General features: G+C 63.4%; 26 protein-coding genes. 12 read left to right on the forward strand and 14 right to left on the reverse strand.

The annotated features are described in order from the left end of the window. Nucleotides 1-30 precede the first annotated feature (30 nt). Nucleotides 31-834 carry an ABC transporter substrate-binding protein gene (locus ACX5I4_RS10785; protein ID WP_461838695.1) on the reverse strand — a complete coding sequence of 268 codons (804 nt, stop codon included), beginning with the start codon at nt 832-834 and terminating at the stop codon, nt 31-33. On the opposite strand from ACX5I4_RS10785, the gene ACX5I4_RS10790 reads away from it, so the two are divergent. Then, nucleotides 828-1,826, forward strand: coding sequence for a LacI family DNA-binding transcriptional regulator (locus ACX5I4_RS10790; protein ID WP_461836660.1), 999 nt, complete (start codon nt 828-830; stop codon nt 1,824-1,826). The genes ACX5I4_RS10785 and ACX5I4_RS10790 overlap by 7 nt on opposite strands. A gap of 66 nt (nt 1,827-1,892) precedes the next feature. On the opposite strand, the gene ACX5I4_RS10795 is transcribed toward ACX5I4_RS10790, so the two are convergent. From ACX5I4_RS10795 to ACX5I4_RS10820, 6 genes are all read right to left on the reverse strand, one after another. Beyond that, nucleotides 1,893-2,144 (reverse strand): transketolase C-terminal domain-containing protein, encoded by a 252-nt coding sequence (locus ACX5I4_RS10795; RefSeq protein ID WP_461836661.1) that lies wholly within the window; start codon nt 2,142-2,144, stop codon nt 1,893-1,895. Next, on the reverse strand, nt 2,090-3,784 hold the full coding sequence (locus ACX5I4_RS10800) for a transketolase (protein WP_461836662.1): 1,695 nt from the start codon (nt 3,782-3,784) through the stop codon (nt 2,090-2,092). The genes ACX5I4_RS10795 and ACX5I4_RS10800 overlap by 55 nt, the downstream gene beginning before the upstream one ends. Before the next feature lie 54 nt (nt 3,785-3,838). Continuing rightward, complete coding sequence (locus tag ACX5I4_RS10805; protein WP_461836663.1) at nt 3,839-4,105, reverse strand: GlsB/YeaQ/YmgE family stress response membrane protein; 267 nt, start codon at nt 4,103-4,105, stop codon at nt 3,839-3,841. Between the two features lie 420 nt (nt 4,106-4,525). Then, nucleotides 4,526-5,266 carry an SRPBCC family protein gene (locus ACX5I4_RS10810; protein WP_461836664.1) on the reverse strand — a complete coding sequence of 247 codons (741 nt, stop codon included), beginning with the start codon at nt 5,264-5,266 and terminating at the stop codon, nt 4,526-4,528. A 226-nt stretch (nt 5,267-5,492) separates the two neighbouring features. Then, entirely contained in the window at nt 5,493-6,044 is a 552-nt protein-coding gene (locus ACX5I4_RS10815; RefSeq protein WP_461836665.1) for a DUF6328 family protein, read from the reverse strand. Then, nucleotides 6,041-6,238 (reverse strand): hypothetical protein, encoded by a 198-nt coding sequence (locus ACX5I4_RS10820; protein WP_461836666.1) that lies wholly within the window; start codon nt 6,236-6,238, stop codon nt 6,041-6,043. The genes ACX5I4_RS10815 and ACX5I4_RS10820 overlap by 4 nt, the downstream gene beginning before the upstream one ends. A gap of 200 nt (nt 6,239-6,438) precedes the next feature. Here ACX5I4_RS10820 and ACX5I4_RS10825 point away from each other — a divergent pair, with 200 nt between their 5' ends. Beyond that, the gene (locus ACX5I4_RS10825; RefSeq protein WP_461836667.1) at nt 6,439-7,395 is read left to right on the forward strand and encodes a cation diffusion facilitator family transporter; all 957 of its coding nucleotides are present in this window, start codon (nt 6,439-6,441) and stop codon (nt 7,393-7,395) included. Between the two features lie 177 nt (nt 7,396-7,572). Next, nucleotides 7,573-7,950, forward strand: a complete 378-nt coding sequence (locus tag ACX5I4_RS10830; RefSeq protein ID WP_461836668.1) for a hypothetical protein — start codon at nt 7,573-7,575, stop codon at nt 7,948-7,950. 83 nt (nt 7,951-8,033) lie between these two features. Here the strand turns inward: ACX5I4_RS10830 and ACX5I4_RS10835 are convergent, their stop codons facing one another. The 3 genes from ACX5I4_RS10835 to ACX5I4_RS10845 all read right to left on the reverse strand — a co-directional run bounded on the left by ACX5I4_RS10835 (nt 8,034) and on the right by ACX5I4_RS10845 (nt 10,569). After that, nucleotides 8,034-8,186 carry a hypothetical protein gene (locus tag ACX5I4_RS10835; protein ID WP_461836669.1) on the reverse strand — a complete coding sequence of 51 codons (153 nt, stop codon included), beginning with the start codon at nt 8,184-8,186 and terminating at the stop codon, nt 8,034-8,036. Nucleotides 8,187-8,272: 86 nt separating this feature from the next. Continuing rightward, nucleotides 8,273-9,139 (reverse strand): class II glutamine amidotransferase, encoded by an 867-nt coding sequence (locus ACX5I4_RS10840; protein ID WP_461836670.1) that lies wholly within the window; start codon nt 9,137-9,139, stop codon nt 8,273-8,275. A gap of 29 nt (nt 9,140-9,168) precedes the next feature. Then, complete coding sequence (locus ACX5I4_RS10845; protein ID WP_461838696.1) at nt 9,169-10,569, reverse strand: glutamate decarboxylase; 1,401 nt, start codon at nt 10,567-10,569, stop codon at nt 9,169-9,171. A gap of 187 nt (nt 10,570-10,756) precedes the next feature. Here ACX5I4_RS10845 and ACX5I4_RS10850 point away from each other — a divergent pair, with 187 nt between their 5' ends. From ACX5I4_RS10850 to pgsA, 5 genes are all read left to right on the forward strand, one after another. Beyond that, nucleotides 10,757-12,355, forward strand: coding sequence for a S53 family peptidase (locus tag ACX5I4_RS10850; protein WP_461836671.1), 1,599 nt, complete (start codon nt 10,757-10,759; stop codon nt 12,353-12,355). A 115-nt stretch (nt 12,356-12,470) separates the two neighbouring features. Next, a complete protein-coding gene (locus ACX5I4_RS10855; RefSeq protein ID WP_461836672.1) occupies nt 12,471-12,752 on the forward strand; it encodes a YegP family protein in 282 nt (93 codons plus the stop codon). 270 nt (nt 12,753-13,022) lie between these two features. Then, the gene (gene thrS, locus ACX5I4_RS10860; RefSeq protein ID WP_461836673.1) at nt 13,023-15,032 is read left to right on the forward strand and encodes a threonine--tRNA ligase; all 2,010 of its coding nucleotides are present in this window, start codon (nt 13,023-13,025) and stop codon (nt 15,030-15,032) included. Nucleotides 15,033-15,060: 28 nt separating this feature from the next. Next, nucleotides 15,061-15,669 (forward strand): HIT family protein, encoded by a 609-nt coding sequence (locus ACX5I4_RS10865; protein ID WP_461836674.1) that lies wholly within the window; start codon nt 15,061-15,063, stop codon nt 15,667-15,669. Further along, nucleotides 15,662-16,291 carry a phosphatidylinositol phosphate synthase gene (gene pgsA, locus ACX5I4_RS10870; RefSeq protein ID WP_461836675.1) on the forward strand — a complete coding sequence of 210 codons (630 nt, stop codon included), beginning with the start codon at nt 15,662-15,664 and terminating at the stop codon, nt 16,289-16,291. Before ACX5I4_RS10865 ends, pgsA begins: the two co-directional genes overlap by 8 nt. 49 nt (nt 16,292-16,340) lie before the next feature. On the opposite strand, the gene ACX5I4_RS10875 is transcribed toward pgsA, so the two are convergent. Continuing rightward, entirely contained in the window at nt 16,341-18,068 is a 1,728-nt protein-coding gene (locus tag ACX5I4_RS10875; RefSeq protein ID WP_461836676.1) for an HNH endonuclease signature motif containing protein, read from the reverse strand. Nucleotides 18,069-18,339: 271 nt separating this feature from the next. Between ACX5I4_RS10875 and pdxS the strand changes: the two genes are divergently transcribed. Further along, on the forward strand, nt 18,340-19,266 hold the full coding sequence (gene pdxS / locus ACX5I4_RS10880) for a pyridoxal 5'-phosphate synthase lyase subunit PdxS (RefSeq protein WP_441438258.1): 927 nt from the start codon (nt 18,340-18,342) through the stop codon (nt 19,264-19,266). Between the two features lie 286 nt (nt 19,267-19,552). On the opposite strand, the gene ACX5I4_RS10885 is transcribed toward pdxS, so the two are convergent. Continuing rightward, nucleotides 19,553-21,565, reverse strand: coding sequence for a M3 family metallopeptidase (locus ACX5I4_RS10885; protein WP_461836677.1), 2,013 nt, complete (start codon nt 21,563-21,565; stop codon nt 19,553-19,555). Between the two features lie 82 nt (nt 21,566-21,647). Here ACX5I4_RS10885 and ACX5I4_RS10890 point away from each other — a divergent pair, with 82 nt between their 5' ends. Beyond that, on the forward strand, nt 21,648-22,886 hold the full coding sequence (locus ACX5I4_RS10890; protein ID WP_461836678.1) for a CapA family protein: 1,239 nt from the start codon (nt 21,648-21,650) through the stop codon (nt 22,884-22,886). Between the two features lie 33 nt (nt 22,887-22,919). On the opposite strand, the gene ACX5I4_RS10895 is transcribed toward ACX5I4_RS10890, so the two are convergent. Both ACX5I4_RS10895 and ACX5I4_RS10900 read right to left on the reverse strand, forming a co-directional pair. Next, entirely contained in the window at nt 22,920-23,672 is a 753-nt protein-coding gene (locus tag ACX5I4_RS10895) for a type 1 glutamine amidotransferase (protein WP_461836679.1), read from the reverse strand. Further along, entirely contained in the window at nt 23,669-24,964 is a 1,296-nt protein-coding gene (locus ACX5I4_RS10900; protein WP_461836680.1) for a DUF1727 domain-containing protein, read from the reverse strand. The genes ACX5I4_RS10895 and ACX5I4_RS10900 overlap by 4 nt, the downstream gene beginning before the upstream one ends. A 101-nt stretch (nt 24,965-25,065) precedes the next feature. On the opposite strand from ACX5I4_RS10900, the gene pdxT reads away from it, so the two are divergent. Beyond that, nucleotides 25,066-25,767, forward strand: a complete 702-nt coding sequence (gene pdxT / locus ACX5I4_RS10905; RefSeq protein ID WP_461836681.1) for a pyridoxal 5'-phosphate synthase glutaminase subunit PdxT — start codon at nt 25,066-25,068, stop codon at nt 25,765-25,767. Between the two features lie 3 nt (nt 25,768-25,770). Next, complete coding sequence (locus ACX5I4_RS10910; RefSeq protein WP_284754939.1) at nt 25,771-26,526, forward strand: YebC/PmpR family DNA-binding transcriptional regulator; 756 nt, start codon at nt 25,771-25,773, stop codon at nt 26,524-26,526. The last annotated feature ends 30 nt before the right edge of the window (nt 26,527-26,556 follow it).

Raw genomic sequence — 26,556 nt, forward strand, 5'->3', positions numbered from 1 at the left:
TGTGGTCCGCCCGCCTACTTGGTAGGTGGCTTACTTGCTGGGCGCCGGGCTGGCGGTTTGCTCGGCCGTGGGCAGGTACTGGGTAGGCATCGGAGATCCCGGGAACCACTTCTGGTAGAGCTTCTTCCACGTGCCGTCTTCCATCGCAGCGGCCAGTCCCTTGTTCAGGGCATCCTTGAGGGCAGTCTTGTCCTTGGCCAGGGCGAAGCCGGCCGGTGCGTCAAAGGAGGGAATGTCGGCAGCGCTGACCAGGCCAAACTGCTGCTCGTAGGATTTCGCGGCCTCGTAGTCGAGGAAGTGGGCGTCTGCCGAACCACTGTTCACGGCCGAGATCGCGGAGTTGTTATCCGGGAAACGAACCAAGCTGGCGGAGGGGAAATTCTTCACCGCATATGCTTCCTGCAGAGTGCCCTGCACCACCCCGAGCCGCTTGCCGGAAAGGCCGTTGACATCCTTGATCCCTGAGGTCTTGGTCGTCAGGACGGTCAGGTATCCGGCGAGGTAGCCGTTGGAGAAGTCCACGGTCTGCTTGCGCTTGTCCGTGATGCCGATCGCCGCGACCCCGACGTCGAACTGGCCGTTGGCGACGGCCGGCAGGATCGCCGAGAAGTCCTGTCCGGTGAAGACGACCTTGTCCACACCGGCGCGGTGCGCGACATCCTTGAACAGCTCGACGTCGAAGCCCGTGAAGTTTCCGGTGGCATCAGTGAACGTGTAGGGCTTGGCATCGCCCAGGCTGGCTACGCGGATGGTGCCAGGTTCGATGAGGCCGTAAGGGTTCCCGGCCGTCGACGACGAGGCAGGGGTCGATCCGCCACACCCGCTCAGTGCCAGGAGCGCTGGGCAACTACGGTGCCGTCAGTGACGAGGTAAGGGGCCGGGTACTTGCCGCGGCGGAGGAGCTTTCCTATCGGCCCAATGAACTGGCGCGCAGCATGAACACGGGGAAATCGAACACGATCGGGGTAGTCGTGGGCGACATCGAAAACCCGCATTTCGGCCTGGCCACCAGGGGCATCACTGACACTGCGAAGAAGAGCGGTTACAACGTCATCCTGATCAACACCGACGAGGAACTCGCTGCGGAAATCGAGGCCGTTCAAGTCTTGCTCGATAAGCGAGTCGACGGACTCATCGTGGCCCCGGCGTCGTCAGTTGAAACAGAACATTTACGGCATGTTCACGAATCCGGCCGGCCCTTGGTGCTCCTGGACCGCAAGGCCGAGAAGCTCGGGGTCGAGGCCATCGCCGTCGACATGGCCGAAATCTCGTATGAGTCCACCCGGTACCTTCTCCAGGCCGGACACCGCCGGATCGCCTTTATCTCCACCCTCAAGACGGAATCCCCATACAGGGCCGGAATGGTGCTGGATTCCTCGCAGATCTCCGAGCGACTGGAGGGCATGCAGAGGGCATTCCGCGAAAGCGGACTGACCTTTCCCGAGGACCGGGTGCGGCTCAACGCCGGCGACGCCGATTCCATCCGGAACATCACGCGCGAGCTTCTTGCCATGCCCGATCCCGCCACGGCCATCGTCGCGTCCGACGGGCTCATTGCACTCAGCGTTGTCGAAGCCATCCAGGAGCTAGGCCTCTCAATCCCCGAGGACGTGTCGTTCCTGATGTATGACGACTTCTCCTGGACGCGCCTGACCAGCCCACCACTGACAGTCATCGCCCAGCCTGTCTACGAGATGGGCGTTGCAGCCGCCGCCGCCCTGATCAGGCAAATCGAGGGCCGGAAACCCGCCGCCAGCGGGCCTGGATTCTCAGCCCGGCTGGTCCGGCGGGGTTCGGTTGCGGCGCCCCGTACCGTAAGGGTTTAGCTTCGCACGGAACCCTCCGACGGCGGCCGCGCGGGAGTGCGGTGCCGGCCGTCGCGCCGTTGCTTGTCAGTCCATGACCAGGTCGCGCGCAGCGGCAGCGATGTGGCGTGCGGAAATACCTGCGGCCTCAAGCAAGTCCTTGGGTTCGCCGGAACCCGGCAGGTCCCTGACGGCGAGCAGTGCCAGATGGAGTTTGGGAGTGTTGGCGCTCGCAAGGGCTTCGAGGACGGCCGAGCCTATGCCGCCTTGGGGGTAATGGTCTTCTACGACGACGATCCGCCCACCAGTTTCAAGGCATGTCTGGCGCAAAGTATCCACGTCGATGGGCTTGACGGAGTAGAGGTCGATGACGCGGGCCCTGATTCCCCCCGGGCAAGCTGTTCGGCCGCGGAGAGGCATTCGTGGAGTGTGACGCCGGCGCCGATGAGTGCAACCTGATCGTCAGCGCCCGACCGGTGAACTTTGCTCCCGCCAACCGGGAACTGTTCGTTCGGCCCATAAATCACGGGATACGCGCCACGGGTAGCCCGCAGGTAGGAAATTCCGGGGGTGTCCGCCATCGTGCTCACCAGTTGCGCCGTTGAGGGGGCGTCGGCCGGATATAGCACGGTGGAACTGTGCACCGCCCGCATGGCGGCAATGTCTTCCAGGGCCATTTGCGAAGGGCCATCCTGGCCGATTTCAACGCCGGCATGCGTGCCGACGAGTCGGATGTTCACCTCCGAAACTCCGGCCATGCGGATAAAGTCGAATGGACGCGAAACCAGGAAAGCCGCGAAACTTGAGGCGAAGGCCACATAGCCGCGGACCGAGAGTCCGATGGCGGCGGCAACGAGTTGCTGCTCGGCAATGAAGATTTCGAAATACCGCTCAGGGGCCACCTCCTCGAAGTCCCCGGCGTGGGTCGAATTCCCCACCTCGCCATCCAGGACGACCACTTCAGGGCGGCCGGCAAGTGCGGACACGGCCGCACCGAAGGCGGCCCGCGTTGCGACTTTGTCGCCGACCGTCCAGTGTGGAAGGGTGATCGCATTCCGGGTGCCCGGCGTGATTGCTGGTGTGCCGGGCTCCGGGGGACGTGTGGTGACGTGGACGCTGCTCGGGCCGCCGAGCGCTGCTATGGCTCGCTCGGCCATGTCTGCCGGCAGCGCTTTGCCGTGCCAGCCGTTTTGGTCTTCGATCTCGGGTACCCCTTTGCCTTTGATCGTCTTGGCCAGAATGACCGCCGGCTTATCAGGATGGCTCCGCGCTCGGTGCATCGCGTCGTCGATCTGGGAAAGATCGTGGCCGTCGATGATGAGGGCATGGGCGCCGAAGGCCTCCACACGTCTGGCGTAGCTGTCCATGTCCCATTGCAATTCGGTGGGCCCGTCCTGTCCGAGACGGTTGACGTCCACGACGGCGGTGAGGTTGCCGAGCTTGTAATAGGCCGCCTTGTCGACGGCCTCCCAGATGGACCCTTCGGCGAGTTCGCTGTCTCCGCATAACACCCATGTATGGAAGGGCAGCCTGTCGAGGTACCGTCCTGCGATGCCTACCCCGACGGCGACCGGCAGCCCTTGCCCCAGCGAGCCGGTCGCCACATCAACCCAAGGCAACACCGGGGTGGGGTGGCCCTGAGGCCGGGCACCGAATCGCCGATAGGTGTTTATCAGCTCATCTTCCTCGACCACGCCCACGGCGCGATACATGGAATAGAGCAGCGGAGAAGCATGTCCCTTGGAGAAAATGAGGTGGTCGTTGTTCGGCAACGACGGACGGTCCCAGTCGTAGCGTAGGTGCCGCGTGAGCAGGACAGCCATGAGATCCGCGGCCGACAACGACGACGTGGGGTGGCCCGAGCCCGCACGCGTGCTGCACCTTATGGAGTCAACCCGCAGTTGAGTGGCCAGGGAGCGGATGAAACTGGCTTCTCCAGCCTCCAAGGGGGCGCGCTGTGTTTGTGGGTCTTTTGTCATCTCAGTTGCCTTTATGAATGCCGAGGGGCCGGTCTGGTTTGTGCGTCAGCCGGCCTACCTCCGGCTCCTCCTGCCTGTGATTACGCCGTAGATCAGCAGTACTATGAGCGATCCGACGATGGCGAGCAGCCAAGTCCGCAGGGAGAAGAACTCCTGAAGGCCGCCGCCGAAAATCAGTCCGCCGATCCACCCGCCTAAGATGGCACCGATTACACCCAGGAGCATAGTGATCAGCAATCCGCCGCCCTGCCTGCCGGGAATCAACAATTTGGCGATGGCACCTGCGATGAGGCCTAGCAAAAGAAACCCAAAAAATCCCATCACTATCTCGCTTTCTTAAATGGAAATCCAGGAATTGCTTGGTCCGGGGGACCGGAGTCGCCCCAGGGGTCTACACGAACGTGAGGGGTGGCTCTCCCCAAGGTCGTGAGGGCGGGAAGGGCAGGTCCGGCTCCGGGTTGGGAACAGGGGAAGGGCCTGGCTCTGGCAGCGGAACCGGTTCGGGGGTTCCTGGTCGCGGCCCCGGTTGGGGTTCAGGTCCAGGGGTCGGCACGGGGGTCGGGCCTGGCTCTGGCAATGGCACGGGCTCCGGGGTTGGCGTCGGGCCAGGTTCCTTCGTGGGGTCCGGGTCTCGCGTTGGGTCGGGAGGGAACTCGCTCATCGTAATCTCCTCGAATCGTGAATGGATTCTGCGGGGCTTCCGTCAGGGCCGGCCCGTTCGCTGGCCGGCCCTGACGGGGTTCAGTGCTCGGTCGAGCGTGGTCCTGGTTCTGTGCCCGTCCGAGGACCGGAACGAGGCGCCGCCGAAGGACCATTGAGGGTTTCTTCGGCGGCATAGTCGCCTTGGATTCCCTCGACGGGGACATCACCCACCCGTTCTGTTCCGTAGTCGCCCTCGGTGTACTGGCCAACGCGCTCGTCTTGGTCCGCGGCCGAGTTCGTGGCTGCGGGCGCCGTCAGATCAGGATCGACCGCTGGTAGTTCCGAGGTTATTTCGACGCCGGACGCCTCCCCGCGGTCATCGACGTCGCCACTCGTCACAGAGCCTCGCCAGCCGCCCGTTGCGTAGCCACGGGCCTCGATGAATTTCTTGAACTTGTCCAGGTCGGCTGAAACCCGCAAATCGTCGATGCCAACGAGCGATCCGGCCTTCTCGACGAAACTCTCCGGTTCCCACTCGATCTCCACGCTAACGCGGGTGCGATCCGTGCCGAGGGGCTCAAAGCGCACAGAGCCTGCGTTCCGGGGACCGTCGATACTTGCCCAACTGACCAACGAATCCGGGACTTGCTCCAGGATTTGGGCGTTGAAGTCACGCTTGACGCCACCGACGGTGGTGGAAAAGTGAAGCGCAGTTTCGTCAATCTGTTGGACCGCCTCCACGCCCTTCATGAATTCCGGGAACGATTCGAACTGAGTCCACTGGTTGTATGCCACGGATACGGGGACTTCCACGTCAATCGTTTGGTTAACGGTAGCCATGTTCATGCTCCTTTGGTTGGGTCTTGCCAAGGTTGGCGGCCATGTTGGGGGTTCAGCCGAGGTCGAATCGTTCCCGGTCGTCGTCCTTTCGACGCTCGCGTGAGCCTGCTACCACATCGAAACTAGTAGGCCGGGTGGACGCTTGTCCATGGATTCAGCAAAATTGCTCAGCAAACTTACTATATTCAGTGACAAGGCCTGGACTGGACCGATTTTGGGTCCGGAGTCAGGGTTGCCGGCCATCGGACTCTTTGCCTGAATCGCGTTCCGGATCCAGTCGGCCGTGCCTGGGAGACCAGGAAAGGAGTGGGTACAGCAGCACCAGCGCCGCGAGGGCCACGAGGATGCTGACGCCGGCCGCGGCGCCAGCCTCCTGCCCGAGAACAACGCTGAAGATCAATCCGGCGCACCCCGCAATCAGCAGGGCTACGCAGGCAAGGACGCTTTTGACGATTTTGTCCCCCGCCGCAACCAGGCGGGACTTGACGTGGTGCTGGAAGAGCCGGCGGTGCAGGCTCACGGGAACCAGCATGAGGCCCGTAGTGATGGCCGCCAAGACCACCAGAGCCAGGAACAACCACTTTTCCGGCTCGGTCAAGGTCCCGAATCGTTGCTGGAACGGGAGGGTCAGCAGGAAGCCTCCGATGATCTGGACACCGGTCTGCAGGACGCGCAATTCTTGGAGGAGCTCATTCCAATTGCGGTCCATCCGCTGGTCCTTGGACTCGTGCCTGGTATCGGCCTGCGGGCCAGGCGGCAGTGGATCCGGCCGGTTCACGACGGTCGCGGCAGCTCGCAGCCGGCCGCAGGGTTCAATCCCATGTAGTTCAGTGGACCGGCAACGATATTCAAAGTAATCGTCGCGAACTGGGAACACTGGGCGGGAACTGCGTTGAAGTAACCGCGCTGGCCGGCAGCTACTGCCCCCACGACGAGCCAGATCACGACGATCAGCCCCAGAATCGATCCCAACCGCATATCCTTCGACCAACCTCTCCTCAATCCCGGATATCATAAGCTTACTTATTAACTGGCGTGGACCATAGGCCGGCCGGATGGGAACTCACGTTGGGACGTCCCAGGCTCTCAGCGTTTTCCTCGGCAACCGCCAGGCCTGGCTCCCTCGGTTGTTAGGTACGGTAGGTTCCATGGGTCAAAGCAAGAGCGTCAAGATGCCATCTTCATCGCTCACGACCGTGATTCTGGCTTTCGCGGCAAATCTTCTTGTTGCCGCGGCAAAAACAGTCGCTGCCGCGATTACCGGATCCGCTTCAATGATCGCTGAGTCCGCCCACTCTTGGGCCGACACGGGAAACCAGGTTTTCCTCCTTGTGGCTGAGAGGAGATCCTCGAAACAGCGGGACGTAGCCCATCCGATGGGCTATGGCAGGGAAGCATACGTGTGGTCGATGTTTGCCGCGTTTGGCTTGTTCACCGCAGGTGCGGTGGTATCCGTGATGCACGGCATCCAACAGCTTTTCGCGCCGGAGCCAGCCGGTGATTTCGCGGTCGCCTATGTTGTCTTGGCGATATCATTCGTGCTCGAAGGCACCTCCTTCATCCAGGCGTTCCGGCAGGCTCGCAAGTCCGCCAGGCAGCTTGAACGCCGCACTTTGGAACAAGTGCTCAAGAGTTCGGATCCCACCATGCGTGCTGTCTTCGCGGAGGACAGTGCTGCGTTGATAGGCCTGATCATCGCCTTCTTCGGCATCTTCTTGCACCAGGCCACGGGTTCGCCTGTTCCAGACGCTCTGGGCTCCATTCTTGTCGGCATCCTTCTCGGGGTTATCGCGGTGGTGCTGATAGATCGGAATCGTCGCTTCCTCGTAGGTCAAGGCGTTACGCCTGAACTTGAGAAATCGATGGCGATCCGGGTCCTGGAACATACGGAAATCGAGCGTCTGACCTATCTGCACTTGGAATTTGTGGGACCACGCAAGCTGTACTTGGTGGCGGCTGTAGACATCAAGGGTGACCTTCGGGAACACGACGTAGCCGTGGCTCTGCGCCGCGTCGAGCGCGAACTTGAGGACGAGGAGACCGTCGAGGAGGCCGTGCTGACACTCTCCACCCCCGATGAACCTTCACTGGCCTTCGGCGTTCGTCCACCCTCACCGGCGGTCGAGTAGCAGCCCCAGCGGCAACTCTCCGGCAAACCCCGCCGGAGGAAAACAAGTACACGCTACTCGTGCCATGCTTCACGCAAAGTTGTTGACTCGAGAGACCAGAGTCCGCGCGCAGCCCGGGGGTAGGACGGAACCGCCGCCGCGGCGGCAGAGGCACAGTCAATCTCGAGGAGGGCCTAAATGGACGGGCAACAATGGATCTGGATCGTCGTCGTGGTTGTGATAATCGCCCTGATCCTCGCCGTCGTCGTTTTTGGGCGCCGTGCGAAGACCGCCGTTGACCGCAAGCGCGCGGCTGAGCTCCGCGAGCGAGCACGCACCGATGCCCTCGGAGCTCATGAGCGCAGCGCCGAGGCGGCGCGGGCGGAGGCCGACGCCGCCCGCGCCGAGAGCGAAGCGGAACGGCTGCACAAGGAGGCCATGGACAAGCAGAAGGCTTCAGAGCGGGCCAACGAAGTCTCGCAGGACCGGCTGCGGCGGGCAGAAGCATTGGACCCTGATGCGGGAAGCCGTTCGGAGAGGGACGACGACGGCGAGCAAGAGGGGCGGCGGCCGTAGCCCTGAATCAGCCGGGAGGCCACTCTTAGGCCGCGGTTACGCTCCACCTGCCTGCCAGTACCTCCATCGCCACCGGCCCCGGCCTAGAAAATGTGGAAGTCGCCGGCGTCGGCGTTCGCCGACGGGTACACCACAGGTTCCCACCCCAACTCAAGCAGGACGTCGTTGATGCTCATCTGTCCGTCCAGTTGCACGGCCGGGGCGAAGGCGGTTTCGGGTTCGGCTTCAGCGGTCATGGATCGATCTTATGTGCGTCGGGGTGCATGGACCCGCTGAACACGCGGCCTTCAGAGCAAGAGGCCGAGGGGCTGCCTTGCGAGGCTCAGGGCTTTTGCGATGCAGCCGCAGACGGGGAAAGATCGGACAGTGTCAGCGGATGTGCCGGCGCCTCGGGGAAGGGGTAGCTGGTAGTCACTTCCAGCTCCGGACCGACGTGGACCAGCGCGCCGCCAGCCAACGGACTCCACTCCTGGTTGTCATCCATAGGTTCGGTGGCGACGAGGACGTGCCCGGAACGGGAGAGCTCCTTGCTGTGGGCGCGGATACGGGAGCTCCTCGCGTCCAACGGGGCTGCCTCGCCAGGACCGGAGGGCGTCCGTTTCAGAAGGTGCAGTTCGTGTGTGTCCGGGTACCTCACTGCCCAGAGGTCGGTCGCCGTCGTCAGAATGAGATTCAAGCTGAACACGGGAAGCTCATGGGCGATCCAGCTGATCGCTTGGGTGATACCTTCGCCGACGTCGCCACCTGCTCGCCTGCTCTCTGCAGTAATCAGGGCGAAGAGTCGCTCACTGTCGGTCTGGCCATGCACCAGATCCGCGACTCCGAACTCAGCCAGTCGCTGATCGAGTCGTTCAAGATCGCCAAAGGCGCCGTTGTGGGCGAACAACCTCCCATCCTGCTCGAACGGGTGCGTGTTGACCATGGTGTGCGCGCCGGTACTGGCATACCGAACATGGGCCAGGAACGTCGTGCTCTTCAGGACCCGCGCCTCGCGCGCAAAGGCGTGGTCCTCCCATGCGGCGAGCGGCCGCTTGGCGACATGCGCCTTGCCGTCACCGTCAAAGGTTCCTATGCCCGCGCCGTCGGGCTCGCGCCGGCTTTGGTCAGCGAGGCTGTCCGGCGCGTCCAAGAGCCAGAAAGTGGCACGGACCGGCTCCGAACCGGCATGCAAGCCGAACAAGCGGCACATGGGCATTCCTCCTTGCGAGTCGCTGCTGACTAGTGGTGGAACGCCTGGGCTTGCCCACCTGCGGGCATCGGTGCAGCAAGGCCGTCCAAGTAGGCAACTTCCTTTTTGAGGTCGTTCAGGAAGCTGGATGCGAGGTCCCGCGTGAAGCCATTGCGGACAACGATCCTTTGCACCGTCATTTCGCTCAGGCCCTCTGGCATTGGATAGGCAGGGACGAGCCATCCATTCATCCGCAACCGTTCGGACAAGTGGTGGAGGTTCCACTTATCCGTATAGCCGTCCGTGAGTTGCCAGGCAAAGACCGGAATATCGGATCCGTCGCTCCACAAAGTGAATGACCCCATCGCCCCTATTTCACTGGAGAGATAGAGCGCTACGTCCCGGGATGTTGCTTGGACGGATTTATATCCCTCGTATCCGAGTCGGAGGAACAAGTAGTACTGCAGGAGCACCTGAGCGCCGGGGCGTGAGAAGTTCAGGGCGAAACTCGCCATGTTCCCACCGAGGTAACTGACGTGGAAGATCAGGTCCTCGGGAAGTGCTTGCTCGTCCCGCCAGATGACCCATCCAAGGCCTGGATAGACCAAGCCGTACTTGTGACCTGAGGTGTTGATCGAGGCAACCCTTGGCAAACGGAAGTCCCAGACAGTCTCCGGTTGAAGGAAGGGCGCGACCATTGCACCGGATGCGCCGTCAACATGAATCGGAATGTCGAAGCCGTGCCGCGCCTGAATCTCATCCAATGCCGCGGAGATTCTTTCCACAGGCTCATAGGATCCCGTGTAGGTCACGCCCATGATGGCAACGACGCCAATGGTGTTCTCGTCCACATGCCTATCCAGTTCGTAGCCGTCGAGCACCGGGTGTTCCTTGGACACCGGAACGAACCGGGCTTCCACGTCCCAGTAGTTGCAGAATTTCTCCCAACACACCTGCACGGCCGAGCTGAGGACAAGGTTGGGTTTGTCCGTCGAAAGACCGGCCGCCCGCCTCGAATGTTGCCAGCGGCGCTTCAACGCCAGGCCGCCGAGCATGCATGCCTCCGACGAACCGATGGTTGACGTCCCCACGGACTTGGCGGGATCAGGCGCGTTCCACAGGTCTGCCAGCATGCGCCAGCAGCGGGTCTCGATCATGGCGGTCTGGGGGTATTCGTCCTTGTCGATCATGTTCTTGTCGAACGTCTCGGCGTAGAGTTTCGACGCTTCGGGTTCCATCCACGTTCCAACAAACGTCGCGAGGTTCAGCCGGGAGTTCCCGTCGAGCATGGCCTCGTCGTGGACAATCTGGTACGCCGTCGAAGGAAGGGACTCTCCGTCCGGAAGGGTGAAACGCGGAAAGATGCTGGATTCTCCCGGCCGGCTGAATACCGGATTCAACTCAACAGCTGTGTCGGGTTCATGGGCTGATGTTCGGTGTGACCTGTTGATGGTTCGCTCCTTTTGACTCGCCACAGCGCTCGCCGTGGCGCTCGCCGTAGCGGTGCCAAGGCCTGCCGGGGCCTACGCTACCGCGGGAGGCCGCCGCACCCAAGCCCCAAGGGCATGGTGCCAAAGTGGCTCCGGGTACATAATCGCAGGGGACGGAGCTCTGTCTCCGCGGTCGTAGGAGGCACCAATGTCGATGCAGGACATCCCTGAAAGGCGCCGGTCGGCTGAGAGCCGCAGCGTCCCGCTACCGGGATCGGAAAGGGCCCCCGCCCCGGGAGTCCGGGACATTCTCGGACCGGTTGACCCCTCCCGTCGGATTGAGGTGACGGTCATCCTTCGGCGCCAGGAAGAATTGACCGAAATGCCGTCCGTCCTTCTTTCCCGGGACGAGCTGGCTTCGAGTTACGGCGCATCCGCCGAGGACCTTGATCTGGCCGTGCGCACTTTCGCCGGTTCAGGCCTCGAGGTTGTTGAATCGGACGCGGCCAGCCGCAGGATTCGGCTGGCCGGCACGGTGGAGCAGCTAAGCAGCATTTTCGGAACGTCCCTGGATCAGCTGACCAGCCGTAGCCCGGACGGCACCGCGGTCACGCACCGCCACCGCACGGGAGGCCTGCAGGTACCCGCGGCCCTCGATGGCGTCGTTGTTGCCGTGCTAGGCCTTGACGACCGGCCCCAGGCCCGGGCTCAGTTTCGCGTCATACCGCTGGCCGCGACAGGTACCAGCTACACCCCGCCCCAGTTGGGAAAGATCTACAACTTCCCTGAGGGAACGGACGGGGCAGGCCAAACCGTGGCCATCCTCGAACTTGGCGGAGGCTACGGCCAACAGGACCTGGACGCCTACTTCCAAGGCCTCGGTATTCCCACGCCGACCATCACTGCGGTGGGAGTCGACGGCGGGGCAAACCAACCGGGGCAGGATCCGGCCGGTGCCGACGGGGAGGTTTTGCTCGACGTCGAAGTAGTCGGTGCGTTGGCACCGAAAGCGGACATTGTGGTCTACTTTGCCCCCAACACCGACGCCGGGTTTCTGGACGCGATTATTGCCGCCTCGCATGCGAATCCCGCGCCGGCCGCCATCAGCATCAGTTGGGGCCAGAGCGAGGACGCCTGGACCGCCCAAGCCCGTACGGCGTTCGACCAGGCCATGGCTGACGCCGCGGCCCTCGGAGTGACGGTGACAGCGGCGGCCGGGGACAACGGAAGCGCAGACGGCGCGGCGGACAATAGGGACCATGCCGACTTCCCGGCGTCGAGCCCGCACGTACTGGCCTGCGGCGGTACCCGCCTTCAAGCAGATGCCGCGACGGGTGTCATTAGCGAAGAAACTGTCTGGAATGATGGCCCGAACTCCGCCACCGGCGGAGGCTACAGTGATGTCTTCCCTGTTCCGTCCTGGCAGTCGGGCGTCATCGGACATGCCAAGCACAAACCTTCTCCCGGGAAAGCAGGACGAGGCGTGCCGGATGTCAGCGGCGTCGCGGACCCGCAGACTGGCTACCAAGTTCGGGTGGACGGGAAAGACATGGTGATCGGCGGAACCAGCGCGGTCGCACCACTCTGGGCGGCGCTGATCGCCCGCCTCGCCCAGGCAACCAACAGGCGCTTCGGGCTGATCCAGCCGCTGCTCTACCAAAACGGTACGCAACCGGCGTCAGGCTTCCATGACATCACTACGGGCTCCAACGGAAACTACAGGGCCGCGGCCGGCTGGGACCCCTGCACGGGCTTGGGCAGCCCGGACGGTAAGGCTCTCCTTGCATTGCTGCAGGCCAGGCCCTGATCGACGTCAGGCCGGCGCCTGCGTTCTTGGGCAAAAATGCTACAGCCCAAGCGGGCGTGGCTCGGTAGACTGGGTGGTGTCCTTGTTAACCGCAGGATTCAAAGGAGGCTACACAATGGCTGGATACTTTGAGTTGGTCGACGCACCCGATGACGGGTACAGGATTGCATTGCGCGACGGCAACGGCGAGATTCTGGCGATGTCCACAACGTTTGCCACCAAGCAGATAGCTGTCCGAGCGATATCCACACTGAGGGAGATCGCCGGAACGGCCCTCATCAAGGACCGGAGCCACGGAAAGTGGACCCCTTCGCTTGAGCGGCAGGTTCACCGGCTGCATCTGCTCCATCAGCCAGCATGGCGGACCCACGAGTTGAGGAAAGCCGCAAGCCGCTGATCGCCTGGGGCCCTCATGAGCCAGGGCCGCACGAGCACCCTTCGTCGCGCTCAGCCACCACATGAGTAGCGCTGGATCCCAAGCTGCGCCCTGAGCGGTCCTCGTGGTGACCCATGGGCAATATCCGTTTGGCCCTATTCTTATGCCTCGAAACGGCACGCCCGTGCCTGCTTTGGTGGCCTCCGCCGGAGCGGATACGATGGACGATGGCTGGCTGTGGTCCCCGTACGCCACAAGCTATGAAGCCTTATCAATGAATAGGAGACACCCGTGTCAGATGCCCAGCAGATCACCCTCATCGTCGATGGCGAAGAGACCAAGGTGACGGAAGGGACCACCGGCGCGGAACTCTTCTTCGAGCGCCGCGACGTCGTAGTGGCCCGAGTCGACGGCGAACTCAAGGACCTTGACCAGGTGCTGCCCGAAGGCGCCCAGGTTGAAGGAATCACCATTGATTCGCCGGACGGCCTGAACGTACTGCGCCACTCCACCGCGCACGTCATGGCCCAGGCCGTGCAGCAGTTGCGCCCCGACGCCAAACTCGGAATCGGTCCGTACATTACCGACGGCTTCTACTTCGACTTCGACGTTGCCGAACCCTTCACCCCCGAAGACCTGCGCCAGCTCGAAAAGATGATGCAGAAGATCATCAACCAGAACCAGAAGTTCGTGCGCCGGGTCGTCACCGAGGATGAAGCCCGCGAGGCCATGAAGAACGAGCCCTACAAGCTCGAACTGCTTGGCAAGAAGAACGACGCAGCTGACGCCGGCGAAGGCGTCAACGTCGAGGTGGGCGCCGGGGACATCACCATCTACGACAACGTCGACCGCAAGAGCGGTGACAGTGTCTGGTGCGATCTTTGCCGCGGCCCGCACTTGCCCAACACCAAGCTGATCTCGAACGCCTTCGCCCTGACCCGCTCGTCTGCGGCCTACTGGCTGGGCAACCAGAACAACCAGCAGCTGCAGCGTATCTACGGCACTGCTTGGCCTACCAAGGACGCCCTGAAGGCCTACCAGGAGCGCATCGCCGAGGCCGAACGCCGCGACCACCGCAAACTCGGCGCGGAGCTTGACCTCTTCTCCTTCCCGGACGAACTGGGCTCAGGCCTGCCGGTGTTCCACCCCAAGGGCGGCATCATCCGTAAGGCCATGGAGGACTACTCCCGCCAGCGCCACGTCGACGCCGGCTACGAGTTCGTCTACACCCCGCACATCACCAAGGGACACCTCTACGAGGTCTCCGGCCACCTTGACTGGTACAAGGAAGGCATGTTCCCGGCGATGCACATCGACGCGGAATTGAACGAGGACGGCACCGTGCGCAAGCCCGGCCAGGATTACTACCTGAAGCCGATGAACTGCCCCATGCATAACCTCATCTTCCGTTCGCGCGGCCGCTCCTACCGGGAGCTGCCTTTGCGGCTCTTCGAATTCGGCTCTGTGTACCGCTACGAGAAGTCCGGCGTTGTCCACGGTCTTACCCGTGTTCGCGGCATGACACAGGACGACGCCCACATCTACTGCACCCGCGAGCAGATGAAGGACGAACTCACCACAACCCTGAACTTTGTCCTCGGCCTGCTCAAGGACTACGGGCTGGACGACTTCTACCTCGAACTGTCCACCAAGAACGAAGACAAGTTCGTTGGTGAAGACGCCGCCTGGGAGGAAGCCACCCGCACCCTGGCCGAAGTAGCAGAGGCCTCGGGGCTGGAGCTGGTCCCGGACCCGGGTGGAGCTGCGTTCTACGGTCCCAAGATCTCCGTGCAGGCCAAAGATGCGCTGGGGCGCACCTGGCAGATGTCCACCATCCAACTGGACTTCAACCTGCCTGAGCGTTTCGAGCTCGAGTTCCAGGCCGCGGACGGCACCCGCCAGCGTCCCGTCATGATCCACCGTGCTCTGTTCGGTTCGGTAGAACGCTTCATGGGTGTACTCACCGAACACTATGCAGGAGCCTTCCCCGCGTGGCTTGCGCCCGTGCAGGTGGTTGGCATTCCGGTGGCGGAGGCGTTCAACGACTACATGTTCGACGTCGTGGACCAACTCAAGGCCGCAGGCATCCGTGCCGAGGTGGACATTTCCTCGGACCGCTTCCCGAAGAAAATCCGCACTGCGAGCAAGGACAAGATTCCCTTTGTCCTCATCGCCGGTGGAGAGGACGCGGAAGCCGGTGCGGTGTCGTTCCGCTTCCGGGATGGCAGCCAGGATAACGGTGTGCCCGTTGCCGAGGCCGTCCGGAGAATCGTGGACGCCGTCAAGAACCGCGAGAGCTGACGAGGCGGCAACGCCGAGGCGCAAAACAGTGCAGGAGAACACAGGCGTGACAGCTGACTATCCGGGCGATGCCGAAGTAACCGACGACTTCGGCCTGGCGGGCGTTCCCGACGCCTTCCAGCGCCTGTGGACTCCCCACCGCATGGCATACATCAAAGGCGGGCCGAACCAGTTCAAGAACCAGGACGACTGCCCGTTCTGCGTAGCTCCAAGTCGCACGGACGAGGAATCCCTCATCGTGCACCGCGGCAGGACCTGTTACGTGGTGCTCAACCTGTTCCCGTACAACCCGGGTCACTTGCTCGTGTGCCCGTACCGGCATGTGCCGGACTACACCGACATCACCGTGGAGGAAACGGCGGAGATGGCGGAGCTCACGCAGACCGCAATGCGGGTGCTGCGCAAGGTGGCCAACCCTGGTGGCTTCAACCTGGGCATAAACCAGGGCGTGGCCGGAGGTGCGGGAATCGCAGCCCACCTGCACCAGCATGTGGTTCCGCGCTGGGGCGGGGACGGAAATTTCTTCCCGATCATCGCTCAGACGAAGGCCATCACCCAGACCCTTGACGAGGTCCGCCAGCAAGTGGCCGACGCTTGGCCAGGAGAGTCGGACGCGCCCGGGGAGACGGATGCTTAATCGGCATGCGCGCGGGTTTTTCACCGGGCTGTTCTCACCCCTTGCCCGATTCCTACTCAAGGTGGGGGTCTCGCCCGACGCCGTTACCGTCGTCGGGACCGCCGGCGTAGTGCTCGGCGCCCTGATTCTCTACCCCTTGGGCCAGCTCTGGTGGGGTTCCCTGCTGATCGCCGTTTTCGCGCTGTCCGACGTCGTTGACGGCATCATGGCGAGGGAACAGGGACGCAGCGGCCCCTGGGGAAACTTTCTCGACTCCACGCTGGACCGGCTGGCGGACGGCGCCATTTTCGCCGGCGTCGCAATCTGGTTCTTCACGGGGGGCGGGAACAGCGCGATTGCCATAGCGTCTCTGGCCTGCCTAGTGCTCGGGATGGTGGTTTCGTACGCCCGCGCCAAGGCTGAATCACTAGGCTTCTACGCCAATGTGGGCATCGCCGAGCGCGCGGAGCGGCTTATCTCGGTGCTGCTCGTCACGGGCCTGACCGGCTTGGGTCTACCTCCGGTCGTGTTGCTCGTGACCCTCGTCGTGCTCGCGGCGGCGACAGGCGTCACGGTGGTCCAGAGGATGGCAGCTGTCCGCGAACAGGCCATGGCAGACGTCGACGGCGGGACGCCCGCCTAGGCGGTGGGATCGTCCTGTCGTGTACAAGCGTTTCGTGTCCTGGGCGGGTTTATGTCCTGGTGGGTCTGAAGTGGTGGTTGCGTCTGGGTGTTTGGCGGGGATCGACGTGGGGTGGGGGTTTGAACCATGCGGTGCCGGTTTCCATGGTGATGGTCCAGTGTTCTTTGTGGATGACGTGGTGGTGGTGGCTGCACAATAAGGTGCCGTTGTCGGTTCCGGTGGTGCCGCCGTGGGACCAGTAGGTGATGTGGTGGGCTTCGCACCAGGGTGCGGGGATGGTGCAGTCGGGGAAGGCGCAGCCTTGGTCGCGGGCGATGATGGCTTTGCGGATGTGGGGCGGGAACACCCTGGTTGTGCGGCCGATGTCCAGGACGCGGCTGTCGCTGCCGAGCAGGACGGGAATGATGTCCGCGTCGCAGGCGATCTTGCGGATGACCGAGGGGTGGATCGGGCCCTGGAACGTGGAGGCACCGGTGCTCGGACGAGGATTCGCGGTAGTGGGGGCGTGGTGTTCGACGCGGTCCAGCAGGTCTCGGTAGTCGATGGTCACCATCACCTGCGGCCGGAGGCCACCGGTGGAGGGCAGCTCACCGGTGGACAGGGCCACTCCGCAGGCGCCGACGAGCCCGTCGAGCAGCTTCTGCGCCCGCGAGCGGCGATCCAGCGGCGGACGAGCGACGACGTCGTGCTCCAAAGACCCTCCGGTGCCGCCGCCGGTGTTCCCGCCTGAATCAGCGTCCCCTGGATCGGTATCCGGCGGTCCGTCAGGGTCGTGCTGGAGACGCGGGTTGGTGGCGGTGTTCATGACGGTGGCGAGGGTTTCGAATTGTTCCGCGGTGGCGAAGATTTCCAGGTGGTGCAGGCCGCGGCGGGCTTTGCGGATGAATGCACCCTGGCGGTGGCGGAGTTCTTCCTCGCCGGGTTCGGCTCCGTCCTGGTCGATGGCATCGACCCAGCGCTTGGCCATCCGGGACACGAAATCGGGATCGCTCTCAATTGCGGTTCGGGTGAGGGAGTGTTCCATCCGCCGGGCGGTGTCCGTATCGGCGAGGTGCCGTACCTGATCCAGGGCCATGCTGATGATCGTGGCCGAACGGGACGGCACTCCTGCAGAGGAAAGGGCCGCGGCGAGGACTTCGTGGCGTGCAGGTAGGTCTTGTCCGGCGATTCCGGTCTGCGGGAGTACTCCGGCGGCCAGGGTCAGCCGGCGCCGGGCTTCGCCGATGCCGATCCGCAGCCTGGCGCGCAGGAATTCGGCCGCGTTCCGGTAACCGTCGTCGATCGCGTCAGCTACTTCCGTAGCGCTGGCGGCAGGAGCCGAGGCCGGGACGTCAGTGGCCTCCGGAACGTCCGGGTCGGATGCCGTTGCCGCGGGCTCGGCTGTCGTGGGCTCGGTCCAGCCCGTCCTCCACCCCAGCGTCGGGGATGACTGCCGAGCGGCCTGGGCTTCGCGCCGCGTCCGCTCCACGGCCTCGGCCGCAACGATCTGCAAAAACTCCACCGTCCGGGAGATCTCCTCGACCTTGCCAGCGAACTCCGCCGCATCAGAGAAACCAAACAACCGGGCGTCAGAGACAGCAGCTGAACGAAGCGCATGGACCGCCGCTGCTGCCTGGTCAAGGTCATGTGCGGGCGACGGCACGGCAGCAGCCGGGTTCTGAAGCCTGGCATGCCGGGCAGGAACGGGCTTCAGGCGGCGGGAAAGACGTCCCAGCGCCGCAATCCCGCCAGCGGGCGGGGCTGCCCAAGGTGCCACGAGTTGACCGATGCCTTCCATGAATAAACCCTGTCACGAGGGTCTGACAATTTAGCCCAGCTAGCTTGCGATCTGCTCCCGGAGGTTACCGGCGCGACCCGGTGCGCGGTGCCTCTCTGCTCTTCGGAACTGCGTGGTCCGTGACGGGTAATCAAGTACGACGGGCCCAGCGCAGGGGACTAGTATTGAACTTACTTGGTCAATGTGACCTGGAAATCCGGTGTGCGCTGTGTATGGCCCCCTGTCCGCCTGCGCCCCGGCCAAGGTCTTCTATCTACCCATAGGGGTTTTTGTGTCTACACCTGATGTAAGCAACGAAGCCGGTTCGTCCGCAGCCAGCGTTACGGGCAGCAGCCGCGTCAAGCGCGGCATGGCCGAGATGCTCAAGGGCGGCGTCATCATGGACGTCGTCAACGTCGAGCAGGCCCGCATCGCCGAAGATGCCGGTGCCGTGGCCGTGATGGCGCTTGAACGCGTTCCCGCGGACATCCGCGCCCAGGGCGGCGTGTCCCGCATGTCGGACCCGGACATGATCGACCAGATCATTGCCGCCGTGTCCATCCCCGTCATGGCCAAGGCCCGCATCGGCCACTTCGTCGAAGCCCAGGTCCTGCAGTCCCTGGGCGTCGACTACATCGACGAGTCCGAGGTCCTGACCCCGGCCGATTACACCCACCACATCGACAAGTGGAACTTCACGGTTCCCTTCGTCTGCGGTGCCACCAACCTGGGCGAGGCCCTGCGCCGCATCAACGAGGGCGCGGCCATGATCCGTTCCAAGGGCGAGGCCGGCACCGGCGACGTCTCCAACGCCACCACCCACATGCGCCAGATCCGCGCCGAGATCCTCCGCCTCTCCACGCTGCCGGAGGACGAACTGTACGTCGCGGCCAAGGAGCTGCAGGCACCGTACGAACTGGTCAAGGAAGTCGCCGCCACCGGCAAGCTCCCCGTGGTGCTGTTCACCGCCGGCGGCATCGCCACCCCGGCCGACGCTGCCATGATGATGCAGCTCGGCGCGGACGGCGTGTTCGTCGGTTCGGGCATCTTCAAGTCCGGCAACCCGGCCCAGCGTGCCGCCGCCGTCGTGAAGGCCACCACCTTCTTCGATGACCCCGACGTCATCGCCAAGGTCTCCCGCGGCCTGGGCGAAGCCATGGTGGGCATCAACGTCGAGGAAATCCCCGAACCCCACCGCCTCGCCGAGCGCGGCTGGTAGGTCTTAGTTAAGCCGGCGCGCTCTGTTGGCGCGCCGGACGGCGCTGATCCTCTGCGCGCTATTCCCCGCGCCCGCTGCCGCGGCTTTGCGGCGACCTGGGGCGGGGGCCCTTTTACGCGCGCTGCCGGATTACACCGTCCATCGCCTTGCGCTGCCGCTAAGTACGACGCCGGTCGGTCACCTTTCGTGGTGACCGACCGGCGTCGCGCGTTAACCCAACTGACTCGCAGTTAATGTCGTTTTGCGGCTCCATAACGACAACAACTGCGAGCTAGTTGGGCCGGGGTTAGTCCAGCCCGCGGCGCTTGAGGAGGGGTTCCAGGGAGGCATCGTGTCCCCGGAGCGTGCGGAAGGACTCCAGCGGATCCCGGCTGTTGCCCCGGGAGAGCAGTTCCACGCGGAATCGCTCGCCGTTCTTGCGCAGGAGTCCGCCGTTTTCGGTGAACCAGTCCACCGTTTCCGCGTCCAGCACCTCACTCCAGATGTAGGAGTAGTACCCGGCTGCGTAGAAGTCACCGGCGAAGATGTGCTGGAAGTACCCCGTGCGGTACCGGGGCGGTATGAGGGAGTGGGCCACACCGGCCGCGGCCAGTGCCTTGGCCTCGAAGTCCTGCGCATCCTGTGGAACGCCTTCGACTTCAAGCACGTGCCAGGCCAGGTCCAGCAGTGCGGCGCCGAGATACTCGGTGGTGGCGAAACCTTCGCCCCAGAGCCGGGACTCGTTGAGGCGATCGATGATGTCTTGGGGGAGCGGTTCGCCGGTGGCGTAGTGCCGGGCATAGTTGCCGATAATCTCGGGCCACATGATCCACATCTCGTTGACCTGGGACGGGTACTCGACAAAATCCCGGGGGACCGAGGTTCCGGAGAACCGCGGGTACGTGACGTTGGAGAAGAGTCCGTGCAGGGCATGCCCGAACTCGTGGAAAGTGGTACGGACTTCGTCCAAGGTGAGCAGGGTCGGTTCTCCGGCAGGCGGTTTGGAGATGTTCAGGTTGTTGATCGCCACTGGCTTGGTACCCAGTAATGCTGACTGTTCGACGAGCGAGTTCATCCAGGCCCCGCCGCGCTTGGAGTTCCGGGAGTAGTAGTCGCCCAGGAAAAGGCCGAGCTCAGAGCCGTCCTCGTTTCGCACCTCCCAGACGCGGACGTCGGGGTGGTATCCCTTGAGGTCTTTGCGCTCATGGAAAGTAATGCCGAAGAGACTCGTGGCTGCGAAGAACACTCCATCCACCAGTACGCGGTCCAATTCGAAATATGGCCTGAGAAGCTGCTCGTCCACTGCATAGCGCTCCCGCCTGACCTTGGCGGAGTAGTACGCCCAGTCCCAGGCTTCCAGCGGGTGCCCTGCGCTCTGCGCCAGTGCGGCGGCTTCGGCGTCGGCGTTGCGGATTGCGGCAGGGGCGAGCCGGTTGAGCATCGCCTGTACGGCCTCAAAATCAGGTGCAGTCTGCCGGTCGATGACTAGTTCGGCGTAGTTCCCGAAGCCGAGAAGGGCCGCCTTCTCAGCCCTCAAGCGAACCATCGACTTCGCCAGTTCCAAGACGTCCAGGCTGCCGCCGTCGCTGCCCCTCGCGATGGATGCCTCATACAAACGGCGGCGCAGTGCGCGGTTCTCCAAGGAAGCCAATGCAGGCTGGTTGCTCGGTTGTATGAGGGTCAGGAGGTATTTTCCCTCATGTCCGGCAGTGCGTGCTGCTTCGGCAGCGCTGGCGATTTCGCTCGCCGGCAAGCCGGCCAGGTCCGCGGCATCATCCAGCAAGAGAGCGGCGGCCTTCATGGCTTCCTTGACGCGCTGGCCGTACTCCGTGCCCAAACGGGACAGCTCCGCATTGAGGTCCTTGAGCTTCTCCTGATCGTCGGGATCAAGCTGAATTCCGGACTGGCGGAATTCCCTGAGGTACTCCTGCACGAGTCGGACGGACTCGTCATCGAGCCCTGACGTGTCAATGGCTGCGAACCGCTCGTACAGGTCCCTGTTCAGGTAGACGGCATCCTGATGGGCCGCGAAACGCGGAGACAGCTCCGTCTCGAGCTCTTGGATGGCCTCGGAAGCATGGGCGGACACCAAAGTGAAAAAGGCTGCTGCTGCCCGTTCCAGCAGACGGCCGGACCGTTCCATGGCCACGGCAGTGTTGTCGAAGGACGCCGGCTCCGGGTTGTCCACGATCGATCGGATCTCGGCCACGTGCTCGGCAAGGCCCGCGTCCACCGCCTCCGCGTAGTGGCTGTCCTGGATCTTTGCGAAGGGTGGCAATCCGAAGGGAAGGTTACTCGGCTCCAAGAGAGGGTTCGTCATCAAGCAACCCTTTCATGCAGGGCCCCGGTTCACAACGATGTCCTGCGCGATTCCGGCCGCCCGCCGTCGTAGCATAGGGGCCATGGCCGCATCCACCCGCAAGCGTTTGGCAGCATTAGCTGCGGCCTCGGCCGCCTTGCTCACCGTGGCCGTGGGGTGCGGCGTCATTGCCGAGGTCGACGCCAGGAAATCCAGCGCCGCTCAGACGCCGATGAGCTCCGCGACTCCCGCTTCCACCCCGACACCGACCCCGACGCCGACACCCGGCAAGGGGCCCGAGTGCGTCGCGCTCCGCTGCACTTCCGTTCTGGTCACCGGGGACATGCTGGTGCACGCCCAGCTCTGGCAGCAAGCGAAGCAGGATGCCATCGCCGCAGGCGGGACAGGCTATGATTTTGGCCCGCTTCTCGAGGGCCAACGGAGATACATCAAACAAAGCGATTTGGCCATCTGCCACTTGGAAACTCCCGTTGCCGTCCCGCAGGGCCCATTCTCGGCCTACCCGTCTTTCAACGTCCCGCCGCAGATCACCACAGCTTCCAAAGCGGTGGGATACCAGGCGTGCACCTCGGCCAGTAACCACACGATCGACCGAGGAACAGCAGGGGTCGTCCGGACCCTCGACGCACTGGACGCGGCAGGCCTGAAGCACACCGGCTCGTACCGTACGCAGGCGGACTCCCAAGGCATCCTGCTCCTGAAGACTGATGCTGCCACTGTCGCGGTGATTGCCGGGGCGTACGGGCTCAACGGCCAGGTTCCAGCATATGACTGGCAAGTGGACATGCTCGACCCCGCTGTCATGATCGAAAAGGCCAAGAAGGCTCGTTCCATAGGTGCAGACATCGTCCTTGGCGTCATGCATGCCGGTGATGAGTATGCGAGCCAAGCCAACGCCCAGCAGCAGGACGTGGCGCACGCCTTGGTAGACAGCGGGCAGTTCACTATGATCTACGGGCACCACACGCATTCGGTGCTGCCTATCGAAAAGTACAAGGGAACGTGGATCGTGTACGGCCTCGGCAATGGGGTGACGGAGTTGTCGCCTTGGTATGTCGTCAACAATGAGGGCTTGCTGGTGAGGGCGCAGTTCAGTCAGGATCAGGGCGGCAAATGGACTGCCTCGGACCTCGCGTGGGCGCCTTCGGTCATCGTGCGAAATCCGTACCGATGGTGCTCGGTGGCCAGCGACGCACCACAGGGCGGTTGTGCCACTCCCGCCGCCGACGCGGAAACACGGGCGCGCACAAAGACGGTGGTCGAGTCCATGGGCGCGGCAGCAGCCGGAGCGCACGAACTCCTCATCACCAAAGAGAAATAGCTACGCTGCCCGGCCCATTCGCCGGGTGTGCGGCTAGCGCGGGCGCCGTGCCGCGTGTTCGCGCGCCAGGCGGGCAAAGTCGTCGTCGGGCGTCCCCGGAACAAAGCTTCCGTATTTGCGTTCGACGGCGGTGCGGATCAGGAAATCGGCGATGGCAGGATTCTTTGGCAACAGGGATCCGTGCAGGTAACTGGCAACGACGTTGCGGTGCCGGGCACCTTCATGGCCGTCTTTGCTGTTGTTGCCGGCGCCCTTTGACACGGTGCCGAGGGGCTCGACGCCGGGGCCCAGAGAGGTCTGTCCGCTGTGGTTTTCGTAGCCTAGGATTTCGCCGAACTCAGGTGAGGTGAGCGTGACGTTGCCGATGAGCCGCTCATCGCTGCCGACGGTTTCGACATCCAGGATGCCTATCCCCGGGATGACCGGGCCGGCCTTCGTCTTGAAGAACTTGCCGAAAAGCTGGTAGAGCCCGCAAATGACCAGCATGGGCGTTCCGTCCTCCGCCATCCCGCGGAGCTGGTCGCCGCGTGCCTGGAGGTCGTCCTTGATGACGATCTGGCCGCTGTCCTGTCCACCGCCGCCGACAATGATGTCAACATCCTCTGGGAAGTCGTCGCCCACGTTGTACTCGAGGAGCTCGGGCGTGTAGCCGTGCCAGAGCAGCCGCTGGCGCAGGACGAGGGAGTTGCCCCAGTCCCCGTAGATGTTCATTGCACGGGGATACAACTGCAGTACCCGTATGGTGCCCTTGTTTGCGTGTTGTGCGGTGTCTTCGGCCGGGGTCATGAGACCACCTCCACTGTGGTGATTTTGGAGAGTTCACGCCGGATGGCCAGCATCGCAGTATAAGTGCAGAAAACCCGCTTCGGCTTGCCTGCCGACCCCCGGATGAATTCACCCAAGGCCGCGGGGATGTCTGTGTTCACGGAGCCAAAACGGACTTCGTCGTACTGAAGCCGCAAGGCCATGTCGTACGCTCGGACGCCGGTGAGGACGTCCACGCCGTCCTCGCGGAGGGACTCGAATTCAACGTCCCACAGCCAGGACATGTCGCGGCCGTCGGCATAGTTGTCGTTGATGGCGATCATGGACGCGTAGCCCTTCGCCGGGAAGGACTTCAGGCCGAGCCGGAAGCCGCTGGGATTCTTCACCAGCACCAACTCGAGGGGCTGGCCGTCCACCACCAGGCTTTCTCCGCGGCCGAACGCCGGAGCGACCTCAGAGAGGGCCCTGACCAGCTTCGCGGCGTCGCCTGGCTTGCCGCTTGCCCCGGTGATGCTCCGTGCGAGCACCAGCGCGGCGGCGGCATTGAAGATGTTGTAGACGCCGCGGAGCTTCATGTGGGTGGTGACCCGTTCGCCGTCGAACTCGAAGTCCGCGTCGTCGGCACCGACCCGTCGGAGCACGACGTCGGCTGTTTCGACGGCGGGAACGTCACTTTTGGTGCCGGTTCCCGGCGTCGCGGTGCGCATGTCGTCGTCGTTCGGGAAGGTGCTGCGGAGCGATTCGTCCAAACCGAAGTAGAGCACTTCGGGACCAGCAATGGTCGCCGCGATCCGGGCGACGCGCGGATCCTCGCGGTTCAGAACGACGGTTCCCGTGGTTCTTTCGGCGATCCTCTGAAGAAGCAACGCGGTCGTGTCGATTTCGCCGAAGCGGTCCAGCTGGTCGCGAAGAACGTTCAGGAGGAGGCAATAGCGCGGCGGTACCTTGTTCACGAAGTGCACGGCATGTGCCTCGTCAAGTTCCAATACCGCGACGTCGGCGTCCAGCTTGCCGCGCCAGTCCACCTCACCCAGGAGGGCGGCTGCCACGCCGCGGGTGAAGTTGCTGCCCGTACGGTTGGTGAAGACCTTCAGGCCTTGGCTTTCAAGCAGTTCCACCACCATTTTGGTGGTGGTCGTCTTGCCATTGGTCCCGCTCACCACAGCCACGCCATGGGGGAGCGAGGATAGCGTCCGTTGCATGAAACCCGGGTCGATCTTCTCGACCACGAGGCCAGGCAAAGCCGAACCCCCGCCGCGAAGCCTGGACACAGCGCGGACCAGCTTGCCGAGTGGAACGGTGAACGAAAACATGCTCTGTAATATATCCCAGTTGGGGCATGGACCACGTGCCGCCCGCCTGGGATGGGGCCTCCGGGGCAAGCCTGGCATCAGCGGCGCACTATGATGGTCGAATGACCAACCCCCCTTCCGAGGCGTCATCAAGCGTGGGCTCCGGCCTGCGCATCGGCGTCCTCGCCTTACAAGGCGATTTCCGTGAGCACCTCCACGCTGTCGAAGCGGCCGGTGCCACCGGCGTCGGCATCCGGCGTCCGGCAGAGCTCGACGACATTGACGGCCTCATTATTCCCGGCGGCGAATCCACCACCATCGACAAATTGGCGCGCATCTTTGAACTTGCCGATCCCATCCGCAAGCAGATCGCATCCGGTTTGCCGGTTTACGGTTCCTGCGCCGGCATGATCCTGCTCGCGGACGACATCGCGGACCCGGCTACCGACCTCGCCGGGAACCCCCAGCAAACCTTCGGCGGACTGGACATCACGGTCCGCCGCAACGCCTTCGGCCGGCAGCGCGAGTCCTTTGAGACTGACCTTGACTTCAAGGGTCTTGAGTTCAGTGCCGGGGAGTCTGGAGTTGATCCGGTCCACGCAGTGTTCATCCGCGGACCGTGGGTGGAACGCGTTGGTCCCGGCGTCGAAATCCTTGCCCAGGTGGAACCGGGCAAAGCCACCCACACGGACACTTTGCACGGGTTGGCTAGAATTGTTGCAGTGCGCTCAGGTCGGTTGCTGGCCACCTCCTTCCACCCGGAAGTGACTGGGGAGAAGCGCGTGCATGAACTGTTTATTCGAATGATCAGAGGGGAAGTTTAAAGCATGTCAGGCCACTCCAAATGGGCGACGACCAAGCACAAGAAGGCCATCCTCGATAGCCGCAGAGCCAAGTCGTTCGCCAAGCTGATCAAGAACATCGAAGTCGCTGCCCGCATGGGCGGCCCGGACCTTGCGGGCAACCCCAGCCTGGAACTGGCTGTCACCAAGGCCAAGAAGACGTCGGTCCCCGCTGACAACATCGACCGCGCCATCAAGCGCGGAGCCGGCCTGACCGGCGAAGTCGTCGATTACACGGAGATCATGTATGAAGCTCGCGGTCCGCAGGGTTCCGCCCTCCTGATCGAGTGCCTCACGGACAACAAGAACCGTGCCGCCTCCGAGGTCCGGCTCGCCATTTCCCGCAACGGCGGCACCATTGCCGACCCCGGCTCCGTGAGCTACCTCTTCACCCGCAAGGGCGTCGTCAACCTGCCCAAGAACGGTCTCAGCGAAGACGACATCCTCATGGCCGTGCTCGACGCCGGTGCCGAGGAAGTCAAGGACAACGGCGACACCTGGGAAATCCACTCGGAGCCCACCGATCTCCCCGCAATCCGCGAAGCCCTCAAGGAAGCCGGCATCGAATACGAGACGGACGAAGCTGAATTCGTCCCGTCCATGCAGGTGCCGCTGGACCTCGACGGCGCCAAGAAGTTCATGAAGCTCGTCGACGCCCTCGAGGATCTCGACGACGTCCAGAACGTGTACACCAACGCGGACATGAGCGAGGAAGTCCAGGCTGCGCTCGAAGCCGAGTAGTGCCTTTTGCGACATAGCCTGACAACAAAC

Source organism: Arthrobacter sp. MMS24-S77, from assembly GCF_054888235.1.